Here is a 22,712-nt window from a genome sequence, read left to right as displayed (position 1 = left end):
TCGCCGGGATGACGAACGGAAGGTTCAATCTGGCGAAGGATCGGAGCGGCGCGATGCGGCTGGCATTGATCATCACGGGCCTGGCCTCGGCGCCGCTCCTCGCCGCACCCGTGCAGGCGGAACCCGCGCTGTCGCTGACGCTGGCTCCGCTTGCGGCACGCAAGGCGCCGGCGCGGATCGAGACCGTGCGGGTGACGCTGCGGCTGGACGGCATCGCCACCGGGCCGGGCGGCGTGCTGCTCCGCCTGCCCAAGGTCGCGAGCAATGTCGACACCGTCGCCACGGTGATCGCCGGGCTCTCGGCGCGCGATGCCGCCGGGCCGCTGCGGCTGAGCGCCCGCGATGTGGACTTGCCCGAAACCGGCATGCGCGATGCGGTGGGCGGTGGCCCTTCGCGCGAATGGATCGTCGATCGCGCGGTGCGCGGGCCGGTGACCGTGATCTACGACTTGCCCGCCCATGCGACCCTGCCGCCGCGCGGACCCGCGCCGCCCTTCGCCTTTTCCGCCGATGGCGGCGGGGTTTCGGCGGCGGGCCATGTCTTCCTGCTGCTGCCGCCGGGCGATCATCGCTATCGCGCGACATTCGGCTGGGATCTGTCGCGCGCGCCCAAGGGCAGCCGGGGCGTCAGCTCGCTGGGGGAGGGGACGGTCACCGCCGCCGAACCGCTAAACGGCGCCGAATTGCGCATGAGCTTCTTCATGGGCGGACGGATCGGCACCTGGCCGCCGAAGGGACAAAGCCCTTCGGCGGGCTTTTTCGGGGCGTGGCAAGGTGCGCCCGGCTTCGACGCGGCGGCGCTGCTCGGCTGGACGGGCAGGCTTTACGATCATTATGCGCGCTTCTTCGGGCAGGCGGGCGGGCAGCCCTATGGCGTGTTCCTGCGCCATAACCCGATCAATGCGGGCGGCGGCGTCGGCCTTCACCGATCGTTTGTCACCACCTTCGGCGCGGGGCGCGGCGGCGATGTCGCGAAGATCCGCCTGACCCTGGCGCACGAGATGTTCCACACCTTCCAGCCGTTCATCTCGCAGCCGGCGGGGCTGGAATCCTCATGGTTCGGCGAGGGGCTGGCGACCTTCTACCAGGCGCGGCTGCCCTTCCGCTTCGGCATGCTGAGCGCGGAGGATTATCTGGCCGACATCAACTGGACGGCGGCGCGCTACTATACCAGCAGCATGGCGACCGCGCCCAATGCCCAGGTGCCGCTGCGTTTCTGGGCGGATACGCGCATCCGCACTCTGCCCTATGACCGGGGCATGCTCTATTTCGTCACCGTCGACGATGCCTTGCGCAAGGCGAGCGGCGGCAGGACCAGTCTCGACACGCTGATGCTCGCCATGCTGGCGATCGAGAAGGCGGGCAAGGCGACCACCAACGCCGATTGGGAGGCGTTGCTTGCCGGGCATCTGGGGCAGGCGGCGGTCGCGGACTTCCGCGCCTTCCTGGACGGCCGCATGCCGGTGCCGGCGTCCGACGCGTTCGGCCCCTGTTTCCGCCGCACCACGAAAGCGCTGCGCCGTTACGAACTGGGCTTCGCCACCGATGTGCTCGCCCGGCCGCAGCGCATCGTCGAAGGGCTGGTGCCCGGATCGGCCGCCGCGCGGGCGGGGCTGCGCGACGGCGACGAGATCGTCGATCCGGTACCGCAGGACGGCATCCAGGGCGAGCAAGCGGAGATGTTGCGCCTGCGCATCCGCCGCGACGGCAAGATCGTCCCGATCACCTATCTGCCGCGCGGCGAGACGGTCGACGCCTATCAATGGGAACGCGTGCCGGGCACGGATGGACAGGCCTGCGCGCTGTAGGGCGGCGGCACTGTCCGTTTGCTTCGAGCGCAGGTTCGAACGTGCCGGGAGCCGAAGGCGAGAACCCCTTTTCCGCAGCCGGATTCTCGACGGTCGCGTCTCGACAGGCGCGACGTTGCTCCAGGTCGACGGGTTGAGCGGGCTTTGCGCCGACTCCGGACCGGTATCGACACCGGGAAAAGCGCGGCCGGCATGGCGCATCCCTCTTTCGTTCGCTCTGCGCGGGATATAGGCGGAGCAGGGTCGCGCCGGAAGGTCGCGGGCATGACGAGTGGAGAAATGCGTGATCGTTGAAACCATGGCGGACGACTATGCGGCATTGCTGGCCGGGCGCGGACCACGCGGCCTTGCCTTGCCCGATAGCGCGATCGCACCCGACGCGGTGATCGCGATGCTGGCCGGGGTCGCCGCGCAGGTCGGCGAGAGGTTCGCGCCCGCATCCTGGCTGATCGTCGCGGACGGCGAAGTGGCGGGGCTGTGCTCGATCACCCGGCCGCCCGAAAGCGGCATCGTCGATATCGGTTACGGCATCGCGCCCAGCCGGCAGCGGCGCGGGCTGGCGAGCGCCGCGATCGGCGAGATCGTCACCTGGGCGCGGGGCAGGGCCGATGTGTCGGCGCTGACCGCCGAAACCGGCATCGACAATCGCGCATCGCAGGCGGTGCTGGAACGCAACGGCTTTGTCCGGGTCGGCGAGCGGGTGGACGAGGAGGACGGCCCGCTGATCTGCTGGCGTTGTGCGGCGGATTAGAGCATCGTGCGGAAAATATCCGCTCCGCACGGGATATAAAAAGGGTAAGATAACAAATATTTAGAGTGGGCTGTGCGATCCGGATTTCACGCTGCTCGCTTCAGGCTTGATCCTTTTCAATATGGGTGTCGCGAAGCCGGCGGTCCAGCAGGCGGAGCAATGCGCCGACCCGCCCGCCGCCGGGCGGTGGAGGCGGATAGCGACGCAGCAGCCGGACGACCGTCGAAGGCGCGTTCAGCACCGCGCGTTCGATATGATCGGCGCCGGTATCCGGATCGCCCGCCGCCAGTTCGGCGGCATGCGCGCCATGTGCCGCCGCGCCCAGGATATGCCTGACCTGCGTGGCCTTGGGGAGCGGATGAAGCCAGGCGGCGGAGGCGGCGGACATGGCGGATCGCGCGGCCTGTCCGGGGGCGCCGTCCCCGGCGTCCTGCGCGGCCCGCATCGCCGCCCAGGCGGTATCGCGCAGGGCCTTTACGCGCTTGCCGCCTGCCGCGAAGGCGAGCGCCACGTCGATCGCTTCGCGCGGGCGCGGATCGTCCGGCCGGGCGTTTTCGAAGATCGCCAGCACATCGCCGGCGCATGCTGCGGCATATGCGGTCGCGGCGCGCAGATCCTCCATCTCCAGAACGAACGTTTCGGCCATGCCCGTCATCTGATCCTCCTGGAACGAGACGGTTTCTGCACCGATCCGGCCTGATCGCAAAGGGGGCTCGGATGCAGGACGGAGGCGGCTTGCGCGCCGCCGACGCCAGGCGCACCCTCGCGCGCGAGGGAGTGCGATATGGGCGGACAATCCGAAGCGATGGGCTTCGGCGATGACGACAAGGCGGCGCTGGAGCGGCTGAGCCACGGTTTTCGCGGCTCGCTGCTGCGCTATTTCGGGCGCCGCATGCGCGATCCCGCCGATGTCGAGGATATGGTGCAGGAAGTGTTCGTGCGGCTGATCCGGCGCGGCGGCACATCGGCGCTCGAACGCGAAAATCTGCACGCCTATGTCTTCGAAACAGCCAGCAGCGTGCTCAAGGATCGGCTGCGCAAGCGCGTGACGCGTCATGCCGACGCGCACGAACCCTTCGATACCGATCGCCATGCCGATGTGGATTTTTCGCCGGAGCACGTTCTGCTGGGGCGGGAACGGTTGGCGCGTGCGACCGCGGTGCTGCTGGAACTGCCGGAACGGACACGGGTGATCTTTGTGCTGCGGCGGCTGGAAGGCATGAAATATCAGGATATCGCGGTGCGGCTGGGCATTTCGGTGAGCGCGGTGGAAAAACATATGCAGCGCGCCATCACCCATCTCACGCAACGGACCGGCGCGGAATGATCGCGCTCCGCAAATCGCTGCCGATCGGTCTGTCGACCGAAGAAGCCGCCTCGCACTGGCTGACGCGCATGGACGCGGGCAGGCTCGACGATCGCGATCAGGCCGAGTTCGATGCATGGCTCGCTGAATCCCGCGCCAATGCCGATGCCTTCGAACAGGCGCGGCGCGCCTGGTCGCTGTTCGACGATGCGGATGGCGATCCGCATCTGGATGCGTTGCGCGCGGCGGCACTGTCCGCCGGGCCGGAGCCCCGCCGCGGCTTGTGGCTGGGCATGGGCGTCGGCATCGCGGCGTCGCTGCTCGTCGCCATCGGATTGGGGGTGAACGGCCTGCCGGACTGGGGCGGCGATCGCCCGGCCAGCGTCGCGGCGGGGCAGGCGCCGCCGGCTCCGGTTCCGGCGGTGGCCTTGCCTGATCGCGGCGATTTCGCGACGGCCAGGGGGGAGAAACGCCTCGTCAAGCTGGCGGATGGCAGCGCCGTCACGCTTAACACCGACAGCGCCATCCGCATCGGCTATACCGCCGACCGCAGGCTGGTGACGCTGCTGCGCGGTCAGGCGCTGTTCGAAGTCGCCAGGAACAAGGCGCGGCCGTTCGTTGTGCAGGCGGGTGACCGGCAGGTGACCGCGCTGGGCACGATATTCCAGGTTCGTCTGGATTCGGATCGCATGAAGGTCACGCTGGTCGAGGGCAAGGTGGTGGTCGACGGGCTCGACGGCGCAGCCGGGCGGCAGGGTGCTGTGATCGTGCCGACGGTGCTGGCGCCGGGCGAGGAACTGGTGGCGATGCTTGGCGCGCCGCAAAAGCTTGGCCGGGTCGATGTCGATCAGCAGCTTCGCTGGCGTGACGGGTTCGTCGAGTTCGACGACATGCCGCTCGACGCCGCCGTGCGCGAGATCAACCGCTATTCGGGGCGCCAGCTCGTGATCCATGACGGCGCGACCGGAAAGCTGCGGGTCAGCGGCGTGTTCCGCACCGGCGATCCCGAGCGTTTCGCCGCGATCGTCGGAGAACTGCTGCCGGTGCGCGCCCGTGACCTGCCGGACAACCGGATCGAGCTGGTCGCGGCCGGCCCCAATGACGGCGCGACGCCGAAATGAAATAATTCGCGACGGCCGGTGCGGGTTTTTCCCGAGCCCGCGTTCTGGGATCCGAGGCGTCGAAAACAACGGACGCCGGAGAGCCCGAGGGGGGAAGACATGACCGGTTCCGTTTCGAAGCGCGGTTCGTTGCGCGCAAGCCTGTGGCTGGGCGTGGCGATGATCTGCGCCACTGTCGCCGACGCTGCCGCCGCGCAGACCGTCGCCGCCCCCCAGCTCGACATTCCGGCGCAAACGCTGTCGGCGACCCTGACGCAGATCGGCCGCCAGACCGATGCCGAAGTGATCTTCGCGCCTGCCGATGTCCGCGGCAAGCGCGCGCCCGCGCTGCGCGGCAGCTATACCGCCCAGCAGGCGCTGACGATCGCGCTGCAGGGCACCGCGCTCGGCGTGCGCCGCACGCCGCAAGGCGCGTATCTGATCCAGGGGGGCGGCGCGGCGCCGGGGGAAAGCGGCGCCGGAAGCGCCGCGGCGGAGATCGAGAGCGCTGATATCGTCGTGACCGCACAGAAGCGTGAGGAGAATCTGCAGGACGTGCCGATCTCGATCAGCGTCGTCGGCGGCGAGAAGCTGCGCCAGACCGGTGCCAGCCAGTTGACCGATTTCGGGCCGTATGTGGCGGGCCTCCAGGTCGACAGCGGCGGCACGCCAGGCCAGTCGACCCTGTCGCTGCGCGGCATCGCGCCGATCGGCGCGAGCACCACCGTCGGCACCTATCTCGACGATGCGCCGGTCGGATCGAGCTCGCTCTACGCCCGCAGCCCCAGTTTCACGCTCGACCTGCTGCCCTATGATATCGAACGCGTGGAAATCCTGCGCGGGCCGCAGGGGACCCTCTACGGCGCCAGCTCGATCGGCGGCCTGCTCAAATATGTGACGATCGCGCCCGACCTGGACGATTTCTCGGGCAAGGCGGGCGCCGAGATATTCGGCATCCGGCATGGCGAGGACATGGGCTATGCCGGCCAGGCCCGGGTCAACATTCCGCTCGTTCCCGGCAAGCTCGGGCTGGCGGCAAGCTACGCCTACCGCAAGTCCCCCGGCTATGTGGACAATGTCCAGACCGGCAAGCGCGACGTGAACGACTATCGCCAGGAAGGGGCGCGGATCAGTCTGCTCTGGCAGGCGACCGAGGATTTCAGTGTGCGGCTGTCGGGATTGTGGCAGACGATCGACGCCGCGGACACCGCACGGATCATCGAGGATCTGGCGACCGGTGCGCGGATCGGCGACGGCATGTCGAGCTTCTATTATCTCGAACAGCCCTTTCGCAAGAAGCTCCATTATTACGCGGCGACGCTCGATTACGATCTGGGGTTCGCGCAACTCACCTCGGCGTCCACCTACAGCCGGACCAGGACGATGCAGGTGCAGGATGTCAGCCGCATCTATGGCGCGGTATTCCCGCTGTTCGGTGCGCCCGATGCCGGACTGTCACCCGCGACGCTCAACCTCGACCTGAAAAAGGTGACGCAGGAGGTCCGCCTGACCTCGCCGTCGCGCGGGCGGTTCGAATGGCAGCTCGGCCTGTTTTACACCTATGAGAAGAGTGGCAACGACCAGCTCGTCAACGCATATGATTTCGGCGGCGCGCCGATCGCCGGGCTCGATCCCTTCGTTGTCGGATCGCTGCCGAGCACCTATCGCGAATATGCGGTGTTCGGGAACGCCACCTATCGCTTCAGCGACCGGTTCGACGTTACGGGCGGGCTGCGCTGGGCGAAGAACCGCCAGCGTTTCAGCCAGATCAGCGCGGGCTTCCTGTTGCCGCCCGGGGAGGTCCCCGGCCGGTCTTCGGAGGATGTGGTGACGTACAGCGTCAGCCCGCGCTTCCATGTCGGTGACGATTCGATGATCTATGCCCGCGTGGCAAGCGGCTATCGCCCCGGCGGACCCAACCTGACCTTGCCCGGCGTGCCGCCGATGGTGGGTTCGGATTCGCTGGTCAATTACGAGCTCGGCTTCAAGTCGATGCTGTTCGATCGCAGGGTGACGATCGATCTCGCCGCCTTCTACATGGACTGGAAGGACATTCAGATCGGCGTCGTCGTCAATGGCGCGTCCGCTCTCGCCAATGCCGGTTCGGCGCGCAGCCAGGGCGTCGAGGCGGCGATCACCTGGCAGCCGGTCGAAGGGCTCCGGCTGGGCGCCAGCGGCGCCTATACCGATGCCAGGCTGGCCGCCGATATGCCGGCGGGCACGGGCGGACTGGATGGAGACCGGTTGCCGAGCATTCCCAAATGGAGCGGATCGCTCACCGCCGATTACAGCACCGCGGTTACCGACACGGTCGGCATCCGGCTTGGCGCGGGCCTGCGCCATACCGGCAACCGCCTGTCCGATGTGGCGAGCAGCCCGCTGACGCTGCCGATCCGAAGCTACTCGGCGCTCGACCTCAACGCGGCGCTCACCATCGACGATCGCTGGACTGTGCGCGCCTATGCCCGCAACGTCACCGACAGCGGCGGCGCGGTCTCGCGCGGGCTGTCCACCGACGCATTCGGCCAGCCGTCGCATATCCTGGTGGTGCCGACCCAGCCGCGGACCATCGGCCTGGCGGTGGATCTGGCGTTCTGAGCGGGCCCGCGCCGCGCGTTCATCCGCGCAGCGCCCGCCACGCCAGCGCAAATCCACCGAGCGCGACCGTGCCGGCGACGAGCAGGACCATCGCCAGCACGGTCGCCAGCGCATGCGCGCCGCCCGCGCTTTCACCCAGCCAGCCGATCAGCACCGGCGTCAGCGCGAAGCTGATCAGCGCGGTCAGCGCGTTGGATATGCCGAACCACAGGCCACGCAACTCGTTGGGAATGGCGAGCACGCCCAGCGTCGCGCCACCCAGCCCGGCGGCGGCATGCGCCATCATCAGCAGCGCGAGCAGCATGGCGGACAGCGTCGGTGTCGCGGCGAGCGGAAACAGCGCGGCGGGGATCGCCGCCGCCGCCGCGATGACGGCGACAAACACGGCCCCGCCGCCGCGGATGCGCAGCCGGTCCGCCATCACGCCCGCGATCGCCGCGCCCAGCAGCGGCGGCACGAACATCGCGCCGGCGGCCAGTTTGCCGCCATGAGCGGGCGTCAGCCCGAAATCGCGGACAAAGACGGAGACCGACCAGACCGATGCCGCATTGTTGGCTGCGATCATCGCAATCTGCGCGATCAGCAGCGGCCATAGCAGCGCGCCCATCCGCATCAGCGCCGACCAGCTTTCGCCAAAACCCGCGCCCGCCGCCGCACCGCATTCGTGCCGCGCCGGCTCGCGCAGCCAGACCAGCGGAATGGCGGTCGACAGGCCGAGCAGGCCGAAGCCGATCTGGACGGCGCGCCACCCGCCATCGCCCGGATCGCCGCTCCAGATCGCGCCGGCCAGCGGCATCAGCCAACCCGCCAGCGCGAAGCCCAGCGCCGATCCTGCATATTCGCCGACCACGATCAGGATGTTGGCGCGGCCACGCCGTTCGGGTGGAAACAGATCCGCGACGAGTGAGATCACCACCGTTTCCTGGAGCAGCCCAAGCCCGGCGAGCGCACGCGCGGCGAACAGCGTCTCGAACGATGTGGAGAGCCCCGTCGCAGACGATCCCAGCATGGTCAGCAGCGCGAGCACGATCAGGATATGGACGCGGTTTCGCGTGTCGATCAGCCGGCCGAGCCCGATCGCGAGCAGCGCGGACGGGATCGACATGGCAGCCCCCTGGACAAGACCGATGCGGACGTCGTCGAGCGAGAGGTCGCCCCTGGCCAGCTCCTGGAGCGGATTGAACACCGATCGCGCGGCCCAGGCCGATGCCAGCACCGTGCAGAGCAGCACCAGACGGATCACCGCACCGGCGGGCGGTGGCGCATCGCCGAAAGGCGGAGCGGCGGGCAGGGCAGGGGGCAAACAAGCCATTGAGACGGACTAGTCGGTTCCTTATACCCCGGCAATCGAACGAACGGGGACTGCCATGCCGAAACTCGACGAGAAAACGATGCTCCAGCGGCGCCAGCATATCGTCGACGCGGCGATGCGCCAGTTCGAGAAACAGGGCTTTGGCGGGGCCTCGGTCGACGATATCTGCGCGGAGGCCGGAATCAGCAAGGGCGCGCTCTACACGCATTTCCCGAGCAAGGAGGCGATCATGCTGGCGCTGATCGGCCAGCGCGGCGACACCTATCGCGCGATCAACGCGTCGTCGCTGGCCGAACTGGAAGATGTGATCTTCGATCTGATGCTGCGCGGCCTCAGCTATGTCGACAGCCGGCTGGAGATGGAGGCGGTGACGATCGGCGCATCCAACGATGCGGTGCGTGCCGCGCTGATCGCCAATACCGAGCTGTGGGGAACGCGCATCCGCGAGATCGTCGAAGATCTTCATGGCGCGGGCAAGGTGGAACTGGTGAACGGCGCCGATCCGGCCGAAGCCGCGCTGCTCATCCACACCTATGTGCTCGGCCGGCTGTCCCACCAGATCTACAAGACCGTCAATCTCGATGCCGAGGCGCGGCGCGGCCTCGCGATCACCGTTGCCGGAGTGGTGCGCGCGAAATCCTGACGTCGCGCTTTTTCATCTGTCCGATCCCGTGGTGAAAGGATTATGAACCGGCGGCAGGGGGAGAGGGAACAGAGCCCATGGGCGGCACGGCGATCGATCCTGCGATGCTGCATGCCTGGCTGGCCGCGCGGTCGGTCGCGCGCGGGCTGCCGGCGCCCGTCGCCGATCATGGCGGCTACCGTGTCGATACCAATTCGGAAGCGGAGGTGAAGCGCTGGGTGTTTCCCGATATCTGCCCAGGGCTTGCCGAGCTTGCGCGCAGGATCGAGGAACCCCGCCACGCCCTGAAGATGTGTGGCAGCGCGGAGGCGTTTCGCAAGGCGCTGCCACGGCGCTGGCGGATCCACGATCCGGCCTATTTCATGATCGCAACCGGCCGTGAACAGGCGGAACGGCCGATCGCGCCCGGATATGTCGTCAGCACCGAACGCGACGGCGCGGTGGTCGCGGTGCGGGTCAGCTTGGAAGATGGGGAGCAGGTCGCCAGCGGTTATGCGGCGGAGACCGATCGGGCATTCGTCTACGACCGGATCATGACCGCGCCCGATCATCGCCGCAAGGGCGTGGGCAATGCCGTCATGGCGGCGCTGCGCGGCGCGAAACGGAATCCGGAGGCGCCCGAACTGCTCGTCGCCACGGCGGACGGCCGCGCGCTTTACCTGACCATGGGGTGGCGGACACTGTCCACCTATCTTACCGCATCGATCCCCGGGGGATGACGCGGGCCGATCATTGGTTTCCGCATGCGCGGATATGGCGGATGGGACGGCGCGGACGACATGATGCCTGTGACATGGGCGTCCGGGCCGGAGGGCAGCGACACCTCTTGTCCGGTTCGGCCATCTCGCGTTGGGTGTTCCGGGGCGGGGCGGCGGGCGGCGCTTCGCAACCGGCCAATGTCGGCACGGGAAGCATCGATGCGGCAGGGCTTCGGTGCGTCATCCCGTCGGCGCGTCCGCCAGCCTATGCCTTGTCCTGCGCCAGCACATAAGCGACGATCGCATTGGCATGGCCGTGGCCCATACCGTGCTCCTGCTTGAGCATGGCGACAAGCTCCATATGCTTCGCCGGCAACCGGCCTTGCACCAGCGCCGTCCATTCGGCGATCGGCCGGCCATATTTCTTCTCGATGGACGGGAAATAGGACGCGGGGCCCTTGATCGGTTCGTTGGTCATTTCACCATTTGAAGACGCGCGGGCGTTACGGTCAAGCTCTTCGCGGCGTGCGGGTAGGCAATTGGGCGCTTGCGAATCATATAAGTATGTACTTATGTATTGGCATGATCGAGACCGAGATCTTCAGGGCGCTGGCGGATCCGACGCGCCATGCCATTTTCCGGAAGCTGGCGGCCGGCGCCATGAACGCCAGCGCGCTGCGGCAGGGCATGGCGATCAGCCAGCCGGCGATGTCGCAGCATCTGGCGGTGCTGCGCCGCGCGCGGCTGGTGCGGGAGGAACGGCAGGGACGTTTCGTCAATTACAGGATCGATCCCGACGGGCTGGCGCTGGTCGCCCGATGGCTGGCGAAATATCGCGATTATTGGCCAGCGCGCATCGATGCCCTGAAAACCGTGCTGGAGGATATGGACTGATGAGCAAGGCGGACGGCGAGCCGAAACACCGGGCGCGGAAACATGAGCGGGCGGGCCCGCTGGTGTTCGACTATGATCTCGATGCGCCGCCCGAAAAGGTCTGGCGCGCGATCAGCCAGCCGGCCTTTCGCGACAGGTGGCTGCCCAGGGGCGATCTTGCCGGAGCCGAGCCCCTTTCGTCTTCGCCCGGCGAGGAAGTGCGCTATCGCATGCGGGAGCATGAACCGCCTTTCCTCGAAAGCGAGGTGACGTTCCGGATCATGCCCAATGCGATCGGCGGCACCCGGCTCAGCATCGTTCATGGCGTGACGGACAGGCGGCTCCGCCGCGATCCGCCAAGCGCGAGCAATGACGGCGCCTGCATGATGTGTTCCGCCTGCATGATGCGCGCCGCCTGACGCTTCGGCCCGGACCAGTCCATTTCGGAAAGAAAGGAATTCGCGCATGCGCGAAGCGATGCAACTCGTCCCCATGGTCGTCGAACAGTCCAGTCGCGGCGAACGATCCTTCGACATCTATTCGCGGCTGCTGCGCGAGCGGATCATTTTCCTGAACGGAGAGGTGAACGACACCATGTCCGCGCTCGTCTGCGCGCAATTGCTGTTCCTGGAAGCGGAAAACCCCAAAAAGCCGATCCAGCTCTACATCAACTCGCCCGGCGGGGTGATCACCAGCGGCCTCGCCATGTACGATACCATGCGTTACGTGCGCGCGCCGGTGCATACGCTCTGCATGGGCACGGCGCGATCGATGGGATCGTTCCTGCTGATGGCGGGGCAGCCCGGCGAACGCGTGGCGCTGCCCAATGCCAGCATCCTCATCCACCAGCCATCCGGGGGCTTCCAGGGGCAGGCGTCCGACATGCTGATCCATGCCGAGGAGATCAGGCGGACCCGGCACCGCATGACCCGGCTTTACGCCGAGCATTGCGGGCGCAGCTATGACGAATTCGAGCACGCCATGGAACGCGATCGCTTCATGACCGCGGAGGAAGCGCTGGACTGGGGCCTGATCGATCGCATCATCAGCGAACGCGAGATCGCGGCGGAAAACTGAGATCGGCCGTCGCCTTATCCGTTATGGACCACGGCGATCTTGTTGCCGCTCGGATCGCGCAGATAGGCCGCATACCAGTTGGGCCCATAATGCGGGCGCGGGCCAGGCGCGCCGTCATCGCTGCCGCCATTGGCGATCGCCGTGCTGTAAAAGGCGTCCACCTCTGCCGGGGATCCGGCCATGAAGCCGATCATCGCGCCATTGCCGGGCGTCGCCGCCTCGCCGTCAAAGGGCTGGCAGACCCACAGCACGAAACCATCGCCCGTCCCACCTTCCGAATAGGCGCGCCAGCCGGGGAAGGCGGCATGGCTGCTCCAGCCGATCTCCGCCAGCGCCGCATCGTAGAAAACATTCGACGCATCGGCATCGACCGCGCCGACCGTGGCATAGCTGCCCATCGTCCCCTCCATCCTTTCGATCGACGGAGGCTAGGGTTTCGATGTGAACATATCAAGAACAAATATATATCGCGGCGCCGCGCCGCGACTGGCCTGTCCGGCGGGACATCGCTATGGAGGGCGGATCTTCGCCATGGGTGGAGTCTCGAATGAACGCGCAGGCACGTCACATTTCCACGCGCGGGGGGCTCGTGATGCGGGCAGCCCCGGTCGCCATCGTCGCGCTGGCCATATTGGCGGTGCGAACGCCGCTTGCCGCCGCCTATCCCCGCACCGCGCTGCTGCTGTTCCTTTGGGCGGCGTGCGATACGCTGATGCTGGCGGCGATCGCGCGAGCGCCCGGCCGCAATCCCGGCTGGCATGCGGTCCCCGCCGTGCTTGCCGCCGCCAGTCTGATCGTCTGGCTGGGTTCACCCCCGGCGCTTCGGCAGGCGCTGCTGGCGATGCCGGCCATCGCCATCGCCATGATCGCCATGGTGCTTGCGCATATCGCCTGGGCGACGGCACGGGCGCGTCGGATATTCCGGCGCACGCACGCGGCGCCGGGCATGCGATGGACCGCCGCCGCTTCGGCATTCCTGCCTGTTCCGGTCGTGCGCGCCGCAGCCGCCACGCTCTCCATCACCTATCTCTCGCTGGTCCGCTGGGGCGGGCCGGCCGATGTGCCGTCGGGCAGCCGCGCCTTCGCCTATCACAGGCATCTGGCGCCGATGTGCGCGACCATGCTCGTGCTGTCGCTGATCGAGCTTGGCGTCTGCCATCTGCTGCTGGGGCTGTGGAGCCCCAGAGCCGCCCTCATCGTCTCGGCGCTCAGCGGTGCCGGGCTGGTCTATCTGATCGCGCTGATCAAATCGTTCCGCATCCAGCCGGTGCTGATGACGGGGGAGGGGGTGCGGGTGCGGGCCGGGCTCGCGATCGACCAGGCGATCCCGCTCGATGCGATCGCGGCGATCGAAACCGGTTTTGCCGGCAGCGACGTCAACGCGCCCGAAACGCTCAATGCCGCGCTGCTCGCCTGGCCCAATATCCTGCTCCGGCTCCGTCGCCCGATCCCGGGGCGGCGTGGACCGGTCAGCGCCGTCGCGTTCCGGCTCGACGATCCGGATCCGTTCGTGCGGCTGCTCAAATGGCGGATGGAGCATTTTCAAGTTGACCGTTAGCGGTCAACGGCTCGGAAAATGCGACCGCGAAAAACCAGAGCGGAACGCGCTGATCGCGCCGATCAACTCCCCTTCATCTGGATGAGCTGGATCAGATTGCCGCAGGTGTCGTCGAGCACCGCCATCCAGACGGTGCCGGCATCGATCGGCTCGCGCGTGAACGAAACGCCCAGCGAGACCAGTCGCGCATATTCGGCATTGAGATCGTCGACCATGAACGATGTCGCGGGGATACCATCTTCGACAAGCGCGGTTTTCCAGGGCTTTGCGGCAGGATGTTCGCTCGGTTCCAGAAGCAGCTCGGTGCCGTCCGGATTCTCCGGCGAAACCAGCGTCAGCCAGCGATGCGCGCCCATCGGGATATCGTGCTTCACCACGAAGCCCAGCTTGTTCGTGTAGAAATCCAGCGCCCTGGCCTGGTCGTCGACCAGCACGCTCGTCACATAGATCCTCATCGGTCCTCTCCATCAAGATGTTTGCGAAGCCATAGTTCGGCGGCCGCGCGCAGCGGGCCGGGATCGAGCGAATGGAGCTTGGTCCGCCCCGACCATCGGATGCGGACGATCCCCGCCTTTTCCAGCGTATCAAGATGCTGGGTGATCGCCTGGCGCGAAAGGGCGGTGCCGCTTTCGGCGAACGACAGGGCGCAGATCTCGAACAGCGACTGGTCCGGCCGCTCGCGCAACCGATCGACGATCCGCCGCCGGGTCGGATCGCCAAGCGCCTTGAAGACGCGATCGAGTTCGTCCTCGGTCATGCCGGAGAATATGCAATGATATTATTGCATGTCAATGACAGGCTGATCGCCTCCGTCCTCCGTCCTCCGTCCTCCGTTCGCTTCGAGCGCAGGTTCGAGCTTGCCGAGAACCGTAGTCGAGAAGGGGGCGCGCCGTTTCTCGGCTTCGCTCGAAAGGGCTTCTCGACTTTGCTCGAAGCAAACGGGTGGGGGGGGCGTGGGGGCTCTCACTCATACACCCGCTTGCGCCCTATTAGAAAACCGACTAGTCAGTCTCTATAAATCGATAACATCGAAAGGGTGGAGCCATGGCGATTCGGAAAATGCATCTCTTGTGCGCGGGCGCGGCGCTGTCTGTGCTGGCGGTGGCGCCGGCATGGGCGGGGCAGGAAGCCGCGCAGGACAGCGCGAGCGATGACATTCCCGGAGAGATCGTCGTCACCGCGCAGAAGCGCGCCGAACCGCTGCGCACGATTGCGGCAAGCGTCCAGGCGATCGGCGGCGATGCGCTGGAATCGCGGTCGCTGCGCTCGCTTCAGGATATCGTCCGTCTCGTGCCGTCGCTCTCGATCGCGCCTGAAACCGGGATCGGCGATCGCAACATCGTGCTGCGCGGCGTCGCCCCCTCGGGCGGCACCCAGCCCACCGTCGTCACCTATCTCGACGATATCCTGATCCCCAATTCGGTCGATCCCCAGCTCTACGATCTGGAGCGGGTGGAGGTGCTGAAGGGGCCGCAGGGCGATCTCTACGGCGCATCGGCGGCTGGCGGCCTGATCCGCTATGTCGAGGCGCGGCCCGATCCCTCGGGCGTCAGCGGGCGGGCCGAACTCAGCGGCTCCACCATTTCCGGTGGCGCGCGCAACTATGGCGCGACCGGCGTGATCAACCTGCCATTGGGAAGCGACGCGGCGGTGCGCGCCAGTGCGGCATATGACCGGCGCGGCGGCTTTATCGACAATGTCGATCCCTATGACGGCACGATCCGCCGCAACGTCAACGACACCGAGCGTTTCACCGGCCGCATCGCGGCGCTGTGGACCCCGTCCGACACGCTCGAGATCCGCGCCTCCGCACTGTACAATCAGCGCAAGAACGGCGCGCATTCGGAATCCGATCTCAACGACCGGCTGACCGAAGGCTCCCCGCGCGCGCGGCTCACCAGCCGCTTCTTCCCCGAATCCGGATCGGACAAGGCCTGGATCGCCAACCTCACCGCCAATCTGGATGTCGGCATCGGCACGCTCACCTCCGCCACCGGCTATGTCCACCAGAAGATCCGCCGCCGGCTCGACGTTCGCGACATCTACAATCTCGATCCCGCGATCACCGGTTTCGCCTATCCGGGCTTCGATCCGGACGTGAACGGATCCTTCCTCGAGAATCCCAACACGGCTCTGCTGTCGCCGAACCTGACGGGGAACACGCTCCGCCAGTTCACCCAGGAAATCCGCTTCGCATCGGACTGGGATTTTCCCGTCCAACTGCTCGCCGGCGCATTCTATCTTCGCAGCACCACGCGCAGTTACCAGCGGCTGGGCTTCGACGCGCCGATCCCCGAATATAGCGAGGCGATGGGTGGCGATCCCGATGCGCTGGTCGATGCGGGCTTCACCGGCCGCGAAAAGGTGGAGGAACTGGCGGGCTTCGCCAACCTCCGCTGGCAATCCGCCGACGAGCGTGCGGAGGTGAAGGCGGGCGTTCGTTATTACGACCGCAAGAATCCCCGCCATATCGTCGACACGCCGGGATCGCTCTTCCCCGTCGGCGTGGATGCGACTGCGAAGGACAGCGGCGCGCTTTTCTCCGCCAGCGCATCCTACAAGATCGCGCCGACGACCTTCGCCTATGCCCGCTATGCCGGCGGTTTCCGGCCGGGCGTCGGCCGCGTGCTGCCGGGGCCGGTGTGCGGCCCCGATTTCGAAGCGCTCGGCATCGATCCCGCGACGATCCCGCCCTTCACCAAGGCCGAAAAGCTCGACAGCTATGAAGCGGGCATCCGCCAGTCGAGCCGCGACGGCCGCTTCTCCGCCAGCCTGACCGGCTTCGTCATCAAATATCGCGACATCCAGCAGAGCCTGGTGCTGCCGACCTGCGCCAGCATCTTCGACGTCAATGCCGGCCGCGCGACCAGCAAGGGCTTCGAGCTCGAAGCGCGGCTGGCGCCGACGCGAGAGCTGAGCGTGTCGATGAGCATCGGCTATACCGATGCACGGCTGGACAAGGGCGATCCGTTCAGCGGCGGCGATGTCGGCGAACAGCTCCAGTTCGTGCCCGCCTGGACCTTCGCGGTGCAGCAGGATTATCGCACGCCACTGTCGGGCGACTGGGATCTGGTCGTCCGCAGCGATCTTTCCTTCACCGATCGCCGCCAGACCCAGTTCGGCCCGCCGGGCGCGGGGCCGGACCGGATCACCTCGCTCAGGGACTATACGCTGATCAACGCGCAGATCGGCGTCGCGAACCAGGGCTGGGAAGTCGCCGTCTTCGCCGACAATATCGCGAACGTCCTGCCGATCTACGGCACCAACCAGACGCGCTATTTCGGATCGGACGGGCGGACCTGGTCGATCGGCACACCGCGCACGCTGGGCGTCCGTCTGCGATCGAGCTTTTGAGATCGATAGTGATGGCGATGGGGATCAGCCGCCGGACGATGCTCTCCTCCGCCGCATCGACGGTGGGGGCGGCATGGCTGGCGCCCGCATGTGCGCGCGCCGGACAGGCGCATTTCCTTGATGGAGAGGCGCTGGCCGCGATGATCCGGCCGGAACTGACGGTACTGGGCGGCGCGGTTCAGGTGGAGCGACTGGGGGAGAGCGGGCAGGGGCGGCCGATCGACCTGATCAGCATCGGCAACGGCGAGCGTTCCGCGCTGATCGTCGGGGCGCCGCATCCCAACGAGCCGATCGGCTGCCTGACGGTGCTGGCGCTGATCCGGCGGCTGGTGCGCGATCGGCATTTCCGTGAACAATCGGGTTGGCGTTGGCATTTCATCCCCGCGATCGATGTCGACGGGCTGGCGCTCAACCGCGGCTGGTTTTCGGGGCCCCGCACCATCGATCGCTATCTGGCGCATTTCTATCGCCCGGCCTTTGCCCGCCAGCCCGAATATGGCTTTCCACTCGAAATGCCGGGCTATCGCTTCGACGCGGTGGCGCCGGAGGCCCAGTGCTGGCAGCGCGCGATGGAGATCGCCCGGCCCGATCTGCAATCCTCGCTGCATGGCGCCGACAGCGGCGGCTCCTTTTATCTGTTGAGCCAGGATCGGCCCGCGCTGGCCGCGAAACTGTCTCGCCAGCCCGCGACCCAGGGCATCCTGCTCAACGATCTGGGAGAGCCCGGCGCGGAACTGACGCGCTTCGCGCCCGGCGTCTTCTCCTATTTCGATGTCGCGCCCTATGTCGCGCAGATCGTGCGTGAGGGCGGGGCGGTGCAAGACCAGTGGAGCGCGGGCCGATCGAGCGCCGAATTCGCGGCGGAGCGCTACGGCACGTTCAGCGTTACCTGCGAAGTGCCGTTGTGGGAGGATCCCCGCCAGCGCAGCGCCCGGCCGTCCGGCTACAGCATGGCCGATGTCCAGCGCATGCAGCATGCGGCGGCGGCGGAGAATGGCCGGCTGCTCGACGCGGCCGCGCCGCTGATCGCACGCCCCCATGCGGACCCCGAAAGCCGCGCGCTGGCCGATGCGCTGGCAGAGGCGGCGACCCGCAACACCCAGCAGAATGCAGCGCTCGCGGCGCTTATGCGCGCGGGGGCAGGGGCCTCCGAACCGGTGAGCCTGGCCGATCTGGCGCAACTCGAACCCGGGACCGAACAGATGCGCGCGCCCGCGATGCTGGCGCGGCTGGCGCGGCGTCAGGGCGATACCGCCACGGCGTCCGCCGCCGAAACGCTGCTCGCCCGCCGCATCGCCGCGTTGCATGCCAGGTCGCCGCTGCGGCCCGTGCCGACGGATAAGGCGGTGGCGCTGCAGATCCTGTCGATCACGACGGCGATGGAGGAACTGGCATAAGTGCAGGGTATGCGAACAATATATTGATTTTACGTACGTTTCTAACTTCTGCCTTTGGCAGCGGGGCGCGGGATGGTTCCCTGCATGGGCTGCTCTCATGATGCGCGTTTGATCCGGAATGGAGGCGATCGTCCGCCCATTCATGTTGCCAGGCGATCGGGACGGCGGATATGCCCGGTGATGCGGCGCGATCGAAGCTGCCGCACGATCGGCGCGTCGTGGCGTGAGAGGAGCGTAGCTTGAGTTCGATCATCCCCGTCATCGCCCCGCCGGGCATCGCGCCCAACATGGTCGAGGGCATCCGGTTGAGGACCAGCCTGTCGCTCGACGCGAGCGTGGTCCGCTACGGTCAGGCCGAACGCATCAACCTGTATGACACCGATCATGATCTGATCGCCAGTTTCAGCAATGCCGGCATGTTGTGGTCGCAGGCCGGCAACGAAGGCGCGTCGGTGCTGGCGGGCTTCTATATTTTCGATATCCGCAATTCGGGCACGATGGTCGCCAGGTCCGTCGCCGGCAATGTCAGCGGCATCTTCATTGGCGGCGCGGGCGACTATCTGGAGAATAGCGGCGTCATCGCCGGGGTCACCCAGGGCGGGCAGGCCACCGGCATCACGCATTTCGGCCCCGGCATCAGCATCCACAATATCGGCGGCGGCACCATCGCCGCGCAGACGCTGGGCGACAGCCTGGCAGGGGTCGCCGGCTCCATCGGCGTCTACATGGTCAATGGCGGCTATCTGTTCAACGCGCGGGGCTCCTCCATCCTGGCGGAAGGCGGGGTGGCGCGGGGCGTGCATGTCAGCGGGCTCGGCGGCGACATATTGAACGACGGGCTGATCCAGGCGCGGGGAGACAGCGTCGATTGGCCCGCGACGGCGATCTCGCTGAGCTATGCCGCGCCCTATGGATCGCGCGTGATCAACAATGGCACGATCGACGCGGAGATCGCGATCACGGCAAGCCAGCTTTCCTACAATCCGTTCGTCACCGGCACCGCCTGGATCGAGAACAGCGCCGAAGGCGTGATCCGTGGCGATATCCTGCTGGAGCTGGGCGACGATCTGATCCTGAACAGCGGCACGATCATCGGCGATATCTCGACCGGTGAGGGTGATGACCTGGTCGATCTGTCGGCCGGCCTCTGGATCGGCACGGCCGATCTCGGCTGGGGCGATGACGGGCTGATCGGATCGAAGGCCGGCGATATCGTCAATGGCGGGCGTGGCGACGACGATCTGCGCGGCGGCGCGGGCAATGATCTGCTGATCGGCGGCGTCGGCAACGATATGATCAGCGGAGACGGCGGGAATGACGGCCTCTACGGCGAGCAGGACGACGACGTCATTTCGACATCGGGGGGCGACGTCGCCGATGGCGGAGACGGCGACGATCTGATCTTTGCGGGCGATCTGGGCTTCGCGCGGCTGGACGGGGGCGCCGGCTTCGATACGCTCGCATTCGGTACGCAGGGCCTGCGCCTCGATCTGTCCGACGCGCTGGCGAGCGGCCGTATCCATGGCTTCGAAGGGATGATGCTGGTTTCGGGCCAGCAGGTCGCGATCCGCGCGGGCGATGCCGGCACGCTGGCCGACGGCGTGTTGCGGATCGGCGGCGCGGCGGAGGCCGGGGTGGAGCTTGTCGGCGGCTGGACGGACGCGGGCGCCGCGCCGGAGCCCGATATCGGCTATCATCGCTATACGCTGGGCAGCGAAACCATATTGGTGGCGCAAACCGTGCCCGTCACGATCGTGACGACGGCGGGCGCGGGCTTCCACGGGCTCGATCCCGTCGCCGGGGGCGATCCGGCGCCGCTGATCGGATCGAGCGAAGGCGCGATGCCCACCGATGCCGAACTGTCGATCACCGGCTACCGGCTTTTCGGAACGGTGCTGATCCATGCGAGCGAAACCTGGCGCACAAGCGGCGGCGGCGCGGCGTTGCTGGGCGAACAGGATGCCGCGCTGATCAATCACGGCACGATCATTTCCGTCCACGACCATAATATCGTCCATGCCCTGGCGGGCAATCAGTGGGACATTCTGGTCAATCACGGCACGGTGCGCGCGGTCGGCACGGGCAATACCGGCGCTGTCGGCTATGATCCCGGATCGCGCGGGAAACTGGACAATCAGGGGCTGATAGAGGCGATCTCGGACCGGGGCGGCGTGTTCGCCGTCACCGTCGGCGGCGCGGCGGCCGATCCGGCGATCTTTTTCCGGAACTCCGGCACGATCAGCGGGCGGAGCGATGCCGGCGCCGCGGTGGGCGCGGAGATTTCCACCATCGTCCGCGCGGACAATGGGCCGTCGGCGATCAACAGCGGCCGGATAGAGGCGATCGGCGGCGCGGGCACCGTGGCCGTGCAGATGCTGGCCAGCGGGGTGTTCCGCAACGACGGTACGATCTTCGCGGATGGCAGCGCATCCTCGGGTGCGCAGGATGCGGTGGGTGTGCAGCTTTATTACAGCGGCATCAACAGCTTCACCGGGCTGGAGAATAACGGCACGATCGTCGCCGACATCGCGGTGCGCTCCGATGGCGGGGCGGACCGTATCGTCAACACCGGCCGGATCGAAGGCGCGATCCGCCTGAATGCCGACGACGACAGCCTGATCGATAGCGGGGTGATTGTCGGCGCGATCGATCTGGGGGCGGGCAACGACCTCTATGACGGCAGTGCCGCGAAGGCGGCGGCATCGGTTGCGGGCGGCGGGGGCGACGATCGGCTCGTCGGCACCGCGTTCGACGATATTCTGGTCGGCGGCGCGGGCGACGATGTGATCGACGGGCGCGGCGGCGGCGACATTGTCCAGATCGGTGATGCGCTGTCCGATTGCACGATCAGCTTCGACGGCGCGGTGTGCGTCGTTACGACGAAAACCGAGGGTGTCGACCGGATCGCCAATGTGGAGACGATCGCGTTCGCCGGCGTTTCCGTCAGCGTCGCCGCGCTCAAGGCGCAATATGGCGATACAACCGCGCCGTTGCTGCAAGGCATATTGCCCTCTGACGGCCGGACCGCGGTCGCGACCGATGCTGCGGTCGTGCTCGCCTTCTCCGAATATGTCGCGCGCGGCAGCGGGGAAATCCGGATCGTTCGCAGCGATGGCCGGATCGTCGAGCGGTTCGATGTCGCGACCAGCGATCGCATCCGCATCGATGACGGCGTTGTGACGGTCGATCCGCTCTATGCTCTCGCCGCGGGCACGCGATACCGGATCGAGGTGGACGCGGGCGCGATCACCGACCGGGCGGAAAATCCCTATGCGGGGCTCTCCACCCACGGCTTTACGACGCTTGCCGCTCCGTCGCCGGCGACGGGGCAGGCGCGGCTGATCGCGACCGGCGCGCTGACGGCGGAGATCGGCGGCGATGCACTGATATTCGGCACGATGCACGGGCAGGATATCCGCATCGCCGATCAACCCGGCGCGATCGAATTCGACGGGTCGTTCGCGCGCGGCGGCGATGTCGTGCGGTTGACGGGCGCGGCCGCCGATTATCAGGTCAGGGTCGCCGGATCGAATATCGTCTTCGATGACGGCGATACCCGGATCGTCATCCCGGTCGGGATCGCGGGCATGGCGCTGTCCTTCGACGATGGCGTGCGCACGCTGATCTTCGCCGATGGCGCGGTGCGGATCGGCGGGCAGGCGGTGTCCGACAGCTTCGCGCCGCTCGGCAGCCCGGCGGAAGCGCCGCCGCTGTCCGATCCCCCGGCCATTGTCGGGGCGGGGCGGCTGGTTCTTCATCCGGGGGCCGTCGCCACGGTCGCGGGCGATATCGAGATATTCGGCAGCAATGCGGGGCACGAGACGCTGGAGATCCGCGGCGGGGCGATCCGGCTCGACGGATCGTTCGCACGCGGTGGCGACACGATCGTGCTCGACGCACTGTCCGGGGCGTTCGATGCGCGCCTGGCCGGCAGCGCGGTCGAGATGCGATCGTCGGGCATGACGGTCTCCATTCCCGTGGGCACGGCGGGAATCACGCTGCGCTTCGTCGATGGCGATCGCACGCTCGCCTATGACGAGGCGGCCGGAGCGGTGAAGATCGGCGACCAGATCGTCGGCGCGCAATCGATCGGCCTGACCGGCCCGGTGGAGATACCGGTCACGGCATTCGCCTGACGCCCCACCGGATCTGCACGGGGCATCCGGCCTCGTTGTCGGACCGGAACGAGGTGACGGGCGGTTTTTTTACGCACCGTTCGAAAATCGTGGAACCGGAT

The 22,712-nt window shown here is 67.1% G+C and carries 20 protein-coding genes; 14 read left to right on the top strand and 6 right to left on the bottom strand.

What is annotated here, in order from left to right:
• Window positions 1-8: 8 nt before the first annotated feature.
• Together K7G82_RS06385 and K7G82_RS06380 are read left to right on the top strand one after the other, a co-directional pair.
• Window positions 9-1,808, top strand: a complete 1,800-nt coding sequence (locus K7G82_RS06385) for a M61 metallopeptidase family protein (protein WP_246623305.1) — start codon at window positions 9-11, stop codon at window positions 1,806-1,808.
• A 283-nt stretch (window positions 1,809-2,091) separates the two neighbouring features.
• On the top strand, window positions 2,092-2,559 hold the full coding sequence (locus tag K7G82_RS06380) for a GNAT family N-acetyltransferase (protein ID WP_343228534.1): 468 nt from the start codon (window positions 2,092-2,094) through the stop codon (window positions 2,557-2,559).
• 100 nt (window positions 2,560-2,659) lie between these two features.
• Here K7G82_RS06380 and K7G82_RS06375 read toward each other — a convergent pair whose 3' ends face one another.
• Window positions 2,660-3,214 (bottom strand): putative immunity protein, encoded by a 555-nt coding sequence (locus K7G82_RS06375; protein WP_222988985.1) that lies wholly within the window; start codon window positions 3,212-3,214, stop codon window positions 2,660-2,662.
• Between the two features lie 129 nt (window positions 3,215-3,343).
• On the opposite strand from K7G82_RS06375, the gene K7G82_RS06370 reads away from it, so the two are divergent.
• From K7G82_RS06370 to K7G82_RS06360, 3 genes are all read left to right on the top strand, one after another.
• The gene (locus K7G82_RS06370) at window positions 3,344-3,886 is read left to right on the top strand and encodes an RNA polymerase sigma factor (protein WP_222988984.1); all 543 of its coding nucleotides are present in this window, start codon (window positions 3,344-3,346) and stop codon (window positions 3,884-3,886) included.
• Window positions 3,883-4,986: a FecR family protein gene (locus tag K7G82_RS06365; RefSeq protein WP_222988983.1), complete on the top strand. Its 1,104-nt coding sequence runs from the start codon at window positions 3,883-3,885 to the stop codon at window positions 4,984-4,986. Before K7G82_RS06370 ends, K7G82_RS06365 begins: the two co-directional genes overlap by 4 nt.
• Window positions 4,987-5,085: 99 nt before the next feature.
• Window positions 5,086-7,563 (top strand): TonB-dependent receptor, encoded by a 2,478-nt coding sequence (locus K7G82_RS06360; RefSeq protein ID WP_222988982.1) that lies wholly within the window; start codon window positions 5,086-5,088, stop codon window positions 7,561-7,563.
• 19 nt (window positions 7,564-7,582) lie between these two features.
• Here the strand turns inward: K7G82_RS06360 and K7G82_RS06355 are convergent, their stop codons facing one another.
• Window positions 7,583-8,875 (bottom strand): MFS transporter, encoded by a 1,293-nt coding sequence (locus tag K7G82_RS06355; RefSeq protein ID WP_222988981.1) that lies wholly within the window; start codon window positions 8,873-8,875, stop codon window positions 7,583-7,585.
• A 55-nt stretch (window positions 8,876-8,930) separates the two neighbouring features.
• On the opposite strand from K7G82_RS06355, the gene K7G82_RS06350 reads away from it, so the two are divergent.
• Together K7G82_RS06350 and K7G82_RS06345 are read left to right on the top strand one after the other, a co-directional pair.
• The gene (locus tag K7G82_RS06350; RefSeq protein WP_222988980.1) at window positions 8,931-9,518 is read left to right on the top strand and encodes a TetR/AcrR family transcriptional regulator; all 588 of its coding nucleotides are present in this window, start codon (window positions 8,931-8,933) and stop codon (window positions 9,516-9,518) included.
• A 77-nt stretch (window positions 9,519-9,595) separates the two neighbouring features.
• Complete coding sequence (locus K7G82_RS06345) at window positions 9,596-10,237, top strand: GNAT family N-acetyltransferase (RefSeq protein WP_222988979.1); 642 nt, start codon at window positions 9,596-9,598, stop codon at window positions 10,235-10,237.
• A 244-nt stretch (window positions 10,238-10,481) separates the two neighbouring features.
• Here K7G82_RS06345 and K7G82_RS06340 read toward each other — a convergent pair whose 3' ends face one another.
• Window positions 10,482-10,694: a DUF4287 domain-containing protein gene (locus K7G82_RS06340; protein ID WP_222988978.1), complete on the bottom strand. Its 213-nt coding sequence runs from the start codon at window positions 10,692-10,694 to the stop codon at window positions 10,482-10,484.
• Between the two features lie 104 nt (window positions 10,695-10,798).
• Here K7G82_RS06340 and K7G82_RS06335 point away from each other — a divergent pair, with 104 nt between their 5' ends.
• Genes K7G82_RS06335 through K7G82_RS06325 form a run of 3 tightly spaced genes read left to right on the top strand, consistent with a single transcriptional unit; the run spans window position 10,799 to window position 12,166 of the window.
• Complete coding sequence (locus K7G82_RS06335) at window positions 10,799-11,110, top strand: ArsR/SmtB family transcription factor (protein WP_222988977.1); 312 nt, start codon at window positions 10,799-10,801, stop codon at window positions 11,108-11,110.
• Window positions 11,110-11,508: an SRPBCC family protein gene (locus K7G82_RS06330; protein ID WP_222988976.1), complete on the top strand. Its 399-nt coding sequence runs from the start codon at window positions 11,110-11,112 to the stop codon at window positions 11,506-11,508. The genes K7G82_RS06335 and K7G82_RS06330 overlap by 1 nt, the downstream gene beginning before the upstream one ends.
• Before the next feature lie 46 nt (window positions 11,509-11,554).
• Window positions 11,555-12,166 carry an ATP-dependent Clp protease proteolytic subunit gene (locus tag K7G82_RS06325; RefSeq protein ID WP_222988975.1) on the top strand — a complete coding sequence of 204 codons (612 nt, stop codon included), beginning with the start codon at window positions 11,555-11,557 and terminating at the stop codon, window positions 12,164-12,166.
• 14 nt (window positions 12,167-12,180) lie between these two features.
• On the opposite strand, the gene K7G82_RS06320 is transcribed toward K7G82_RS06325, so the two are convergent.
• Entirely contained in the window at window positions 12,181-12,564 is a 384-nt protein-coding gene (locus tag K7G82_RS06320; RefSeq protein WP_222988974.1) for a VOC family protein, read from the bottom strand.
• A 149-nt stretch (window positions 12,565-12,713) separates the two neighbouring features.
• Between K7G82_RS06320 and K7G82_RS06315 the strand changes: the two genes are divergently transcribed.
• Complete coding sequence (locus K7G82_RS06315; RefSeq protein WP_222988973.1) at window positions 12,714-13,724, top strand: hypothetical protein; 1,011 nt, start codon at window positions 12,714-12,716, stop codon at window positions 13,722-13,724.
• Between the two features lie 62 nt (window positions 13,725-13,786).
• Here the strand turns inward: K7G82_RS06315 and K7G82_RS06310 are convergent, their stop codons facing one another.
• Entirely contained in the window at window positions 13,787-14,179 is a 393-nt protein-coding gene (locus K7G82_RS06310; protein WP_222988972.1) for a VOC family protein, read from the bottom strand.
• The gene (locus K7G82_RS06305) at window positions 14,176-14,481 is read right to left on the bottom strand and encodes an ArsR/SmtB family transcription factor (RefSeq protein WP_222988971.1); all 306 of its coding nucleotides are present in this window, start codon (window positions 14,479-14,481) and stop codon (window positions 14,176-14,178) included. The genes K7G82_RS06310 and K7G82_RS06305 overlap by 4 nt, the downstream gene beginning before the upstream one ends.
• Before the next feature lie 287 nt (window positions 14,482-14,768).
• On the opposite strand from K7G82_RS06305, the gene K7G82_RS06300 reads away from it, so the two are divergent.
• The 3 genes from K7G82_RS06300 (at window position 14,769) to K7G82_RS06290 (ending at window position 22,611) form a co-directional block, all read left to right on the top strand.
• Window positions 14,769-17,078 (top strand): TonB-dependent receptor, encoded by a 2,310-nt coding sequence (locus K7G82_RS06300; RefSeq protein WP_222988970.1) that lies wholly within the window; start codon window positions 14,769-14,771, stop codon window positions 17,076-17,078.
• Between the two features lie 11 nt (window positions 17,079-17,089).
• Window positions 17,090-18,475: a M14 family zinc carboxypeptidase gene (locus K7G82_RS06295; RefSeq protein ID WP_222988969.1), complete on the top strand. Its 1,386-nt coding sequence runs from the start codon at window positions 17,090-17,092 to the stop codon at window positions 18,473-18,475.
• Window positions 18,476-18,714: 239 nt separating this feature from the next.
• The gene (locus K7G82_RS06290) at window positions 18,715-22,611 is read left to right on the top strand and encodes an Ig-like domain-containing protein (protein ID WP_222988968.1); all 3,897 of its coding nucleotides are present in this window, start codon (window positions 18,715-18,717) and stop codon (window positions 22,609-22,611) included.
• Window positions 22,612-22,712 lie beyond the last annotated feature (101 nt).

Origin of the sequence: Sphingomonas colocasiae, assembly GCF_019880585.1 — a bacterium.
GTDB classification, from domain to species: Bacteria; Pseudomonadota; Alphaproteobacteria; order Sphingomonadales; family Sphingomonadaceae; genus Sphingobium_A; species Sphingobium_A colocasiae.
This window is presented reverse-complemented; position numbering and strand designations above follow the sequence as displayed.

Bases quoted from the DNA above. Each gene is read 5' to 3' on its own strand.
- K7G82_RS06385 (WP_246623305.1), top strand. From the start codon at position 9: ATGACGAACGGAAGGTTCAATCTGGCGAAGGATCGGAGCGGCGCGATG.
- K7G82_RS06375 (WP_222988985.1), bottom strand. From the start codon at position 3,214: ATGACGGGCATGGCCGAAACGTTCGTTCTGGAGATGGAGGATCTGCGC.
- K7G82_RS06370 (WP_222988984.1), top strand. From the start codon at position 3,344: ATGGGCGGACAATCCGAAGCGATGGGCTTCGGCGATGACGACAAGGCG.
- K7G82_RS06365 (WP_222988983.1), top strand. From the start codon at position 3,883: ATGATCGCGCTCCGCAAATCGCTGCCGATCGGTCTGTCGACCGAAGAA.
- K7G82_RS06360 (WP_222988982.1), top strand. From the start codon at position 5,086: ATGACCGGTTCCGTTTCGAAGCGCGGTTCGTTGCGCGCAAGCCTGTGG.
- K7G82_RS06355 (WP_222988981.1), bottom strand. From the start codon at position 8,875: ATGGCTTGTTTGCCCCCTGCCCTGCCCGCCGCTCCGCCTTTCGGCGAT.
- K7G82_RS06350 (WP_222988980.1), top strand. From the start codon at position 8,931: ATGCCGAAACTCGACGAGAAAACGATGCTCCAGCGGCGCCAGCATATC.
- K7G82_RS06345 (WP_222988979.1), top strand. From the start codon at position 9,596: ATGGGCGGCACGGCGATCGATCCTGCGATGCTGCATGCCTGGCTGGCC.
- K7G82_RS06340 (WP_222988978.1), bottom strand. From the start codon at position 10,694: ATGACCAACGAACCGATCAAGGGCCCCGCGTCCTATTTCCCGTCCATC.
- K7G82_RS06335 (WP_222988977.1), top strand. From the start codon at position 10,799: ATGATCGAGACCGAGATCTTCAGGGCGCTGGCGGATCCGACGCGCCAT.
- K7G82_RS06330 (WP_222988976.1), top strand. From the start codon at position 11,110: ATGAGCAAGGCGGACGGCGAGCCGAAACACCGGGCGCGGAAACATGAG.
- K7G82_RS06325 (WP_222988975.1), top strand. From the start codon at position 11,555: ATGCGCGAAGCGATGCAACTCGTCCCCATGGTCGTCGAACAGTCCAGT.
- K7G82_RS06320 (WP_222988974.1), bottom strand. From the start codon at position 12,564: ATGGGCAGCTATGCCACGGTCGGCGCGGTCGATGCCGATGCGTCGAAT.
- K7G82_RS06315 (WP_222988973.1), top strand. From the start codon at position 12,714: ATGAACGCGCAGGCACGTCACATTTCCACGCGCGGGGGGCTCGTGATG.
- K7G82_RS06310 (WP_222988972.1), bottom strand. From the start codon at position 14,179: ATGAGGATCTATGTGACGAGCGTGCTGGTCGACGACCAGGCCAGGGCG.
- K7G82_RS06305 (WP_222988971.1), bottom strand. From the start codon at position 14,481: ATGACCGAGGACGAACTCGATCGCGTCTTCAAGGCGCTTGGCGATCCG.
- K7G82_RS06300 (WP_222988970.1), top strand. From the start codon at position 14,769: ATGGCGATTCGGAAAATGCATCTCTTGTGCGCGGGCGCGGCGCTGTCT.
- K7G82_RS06295 (WP_222988969.1), top strand. From the start codon at position 17,090: ATGGCGATGGGGATCAGCCGCCGGACGATGCTCTCCTCCGCCGCATCG.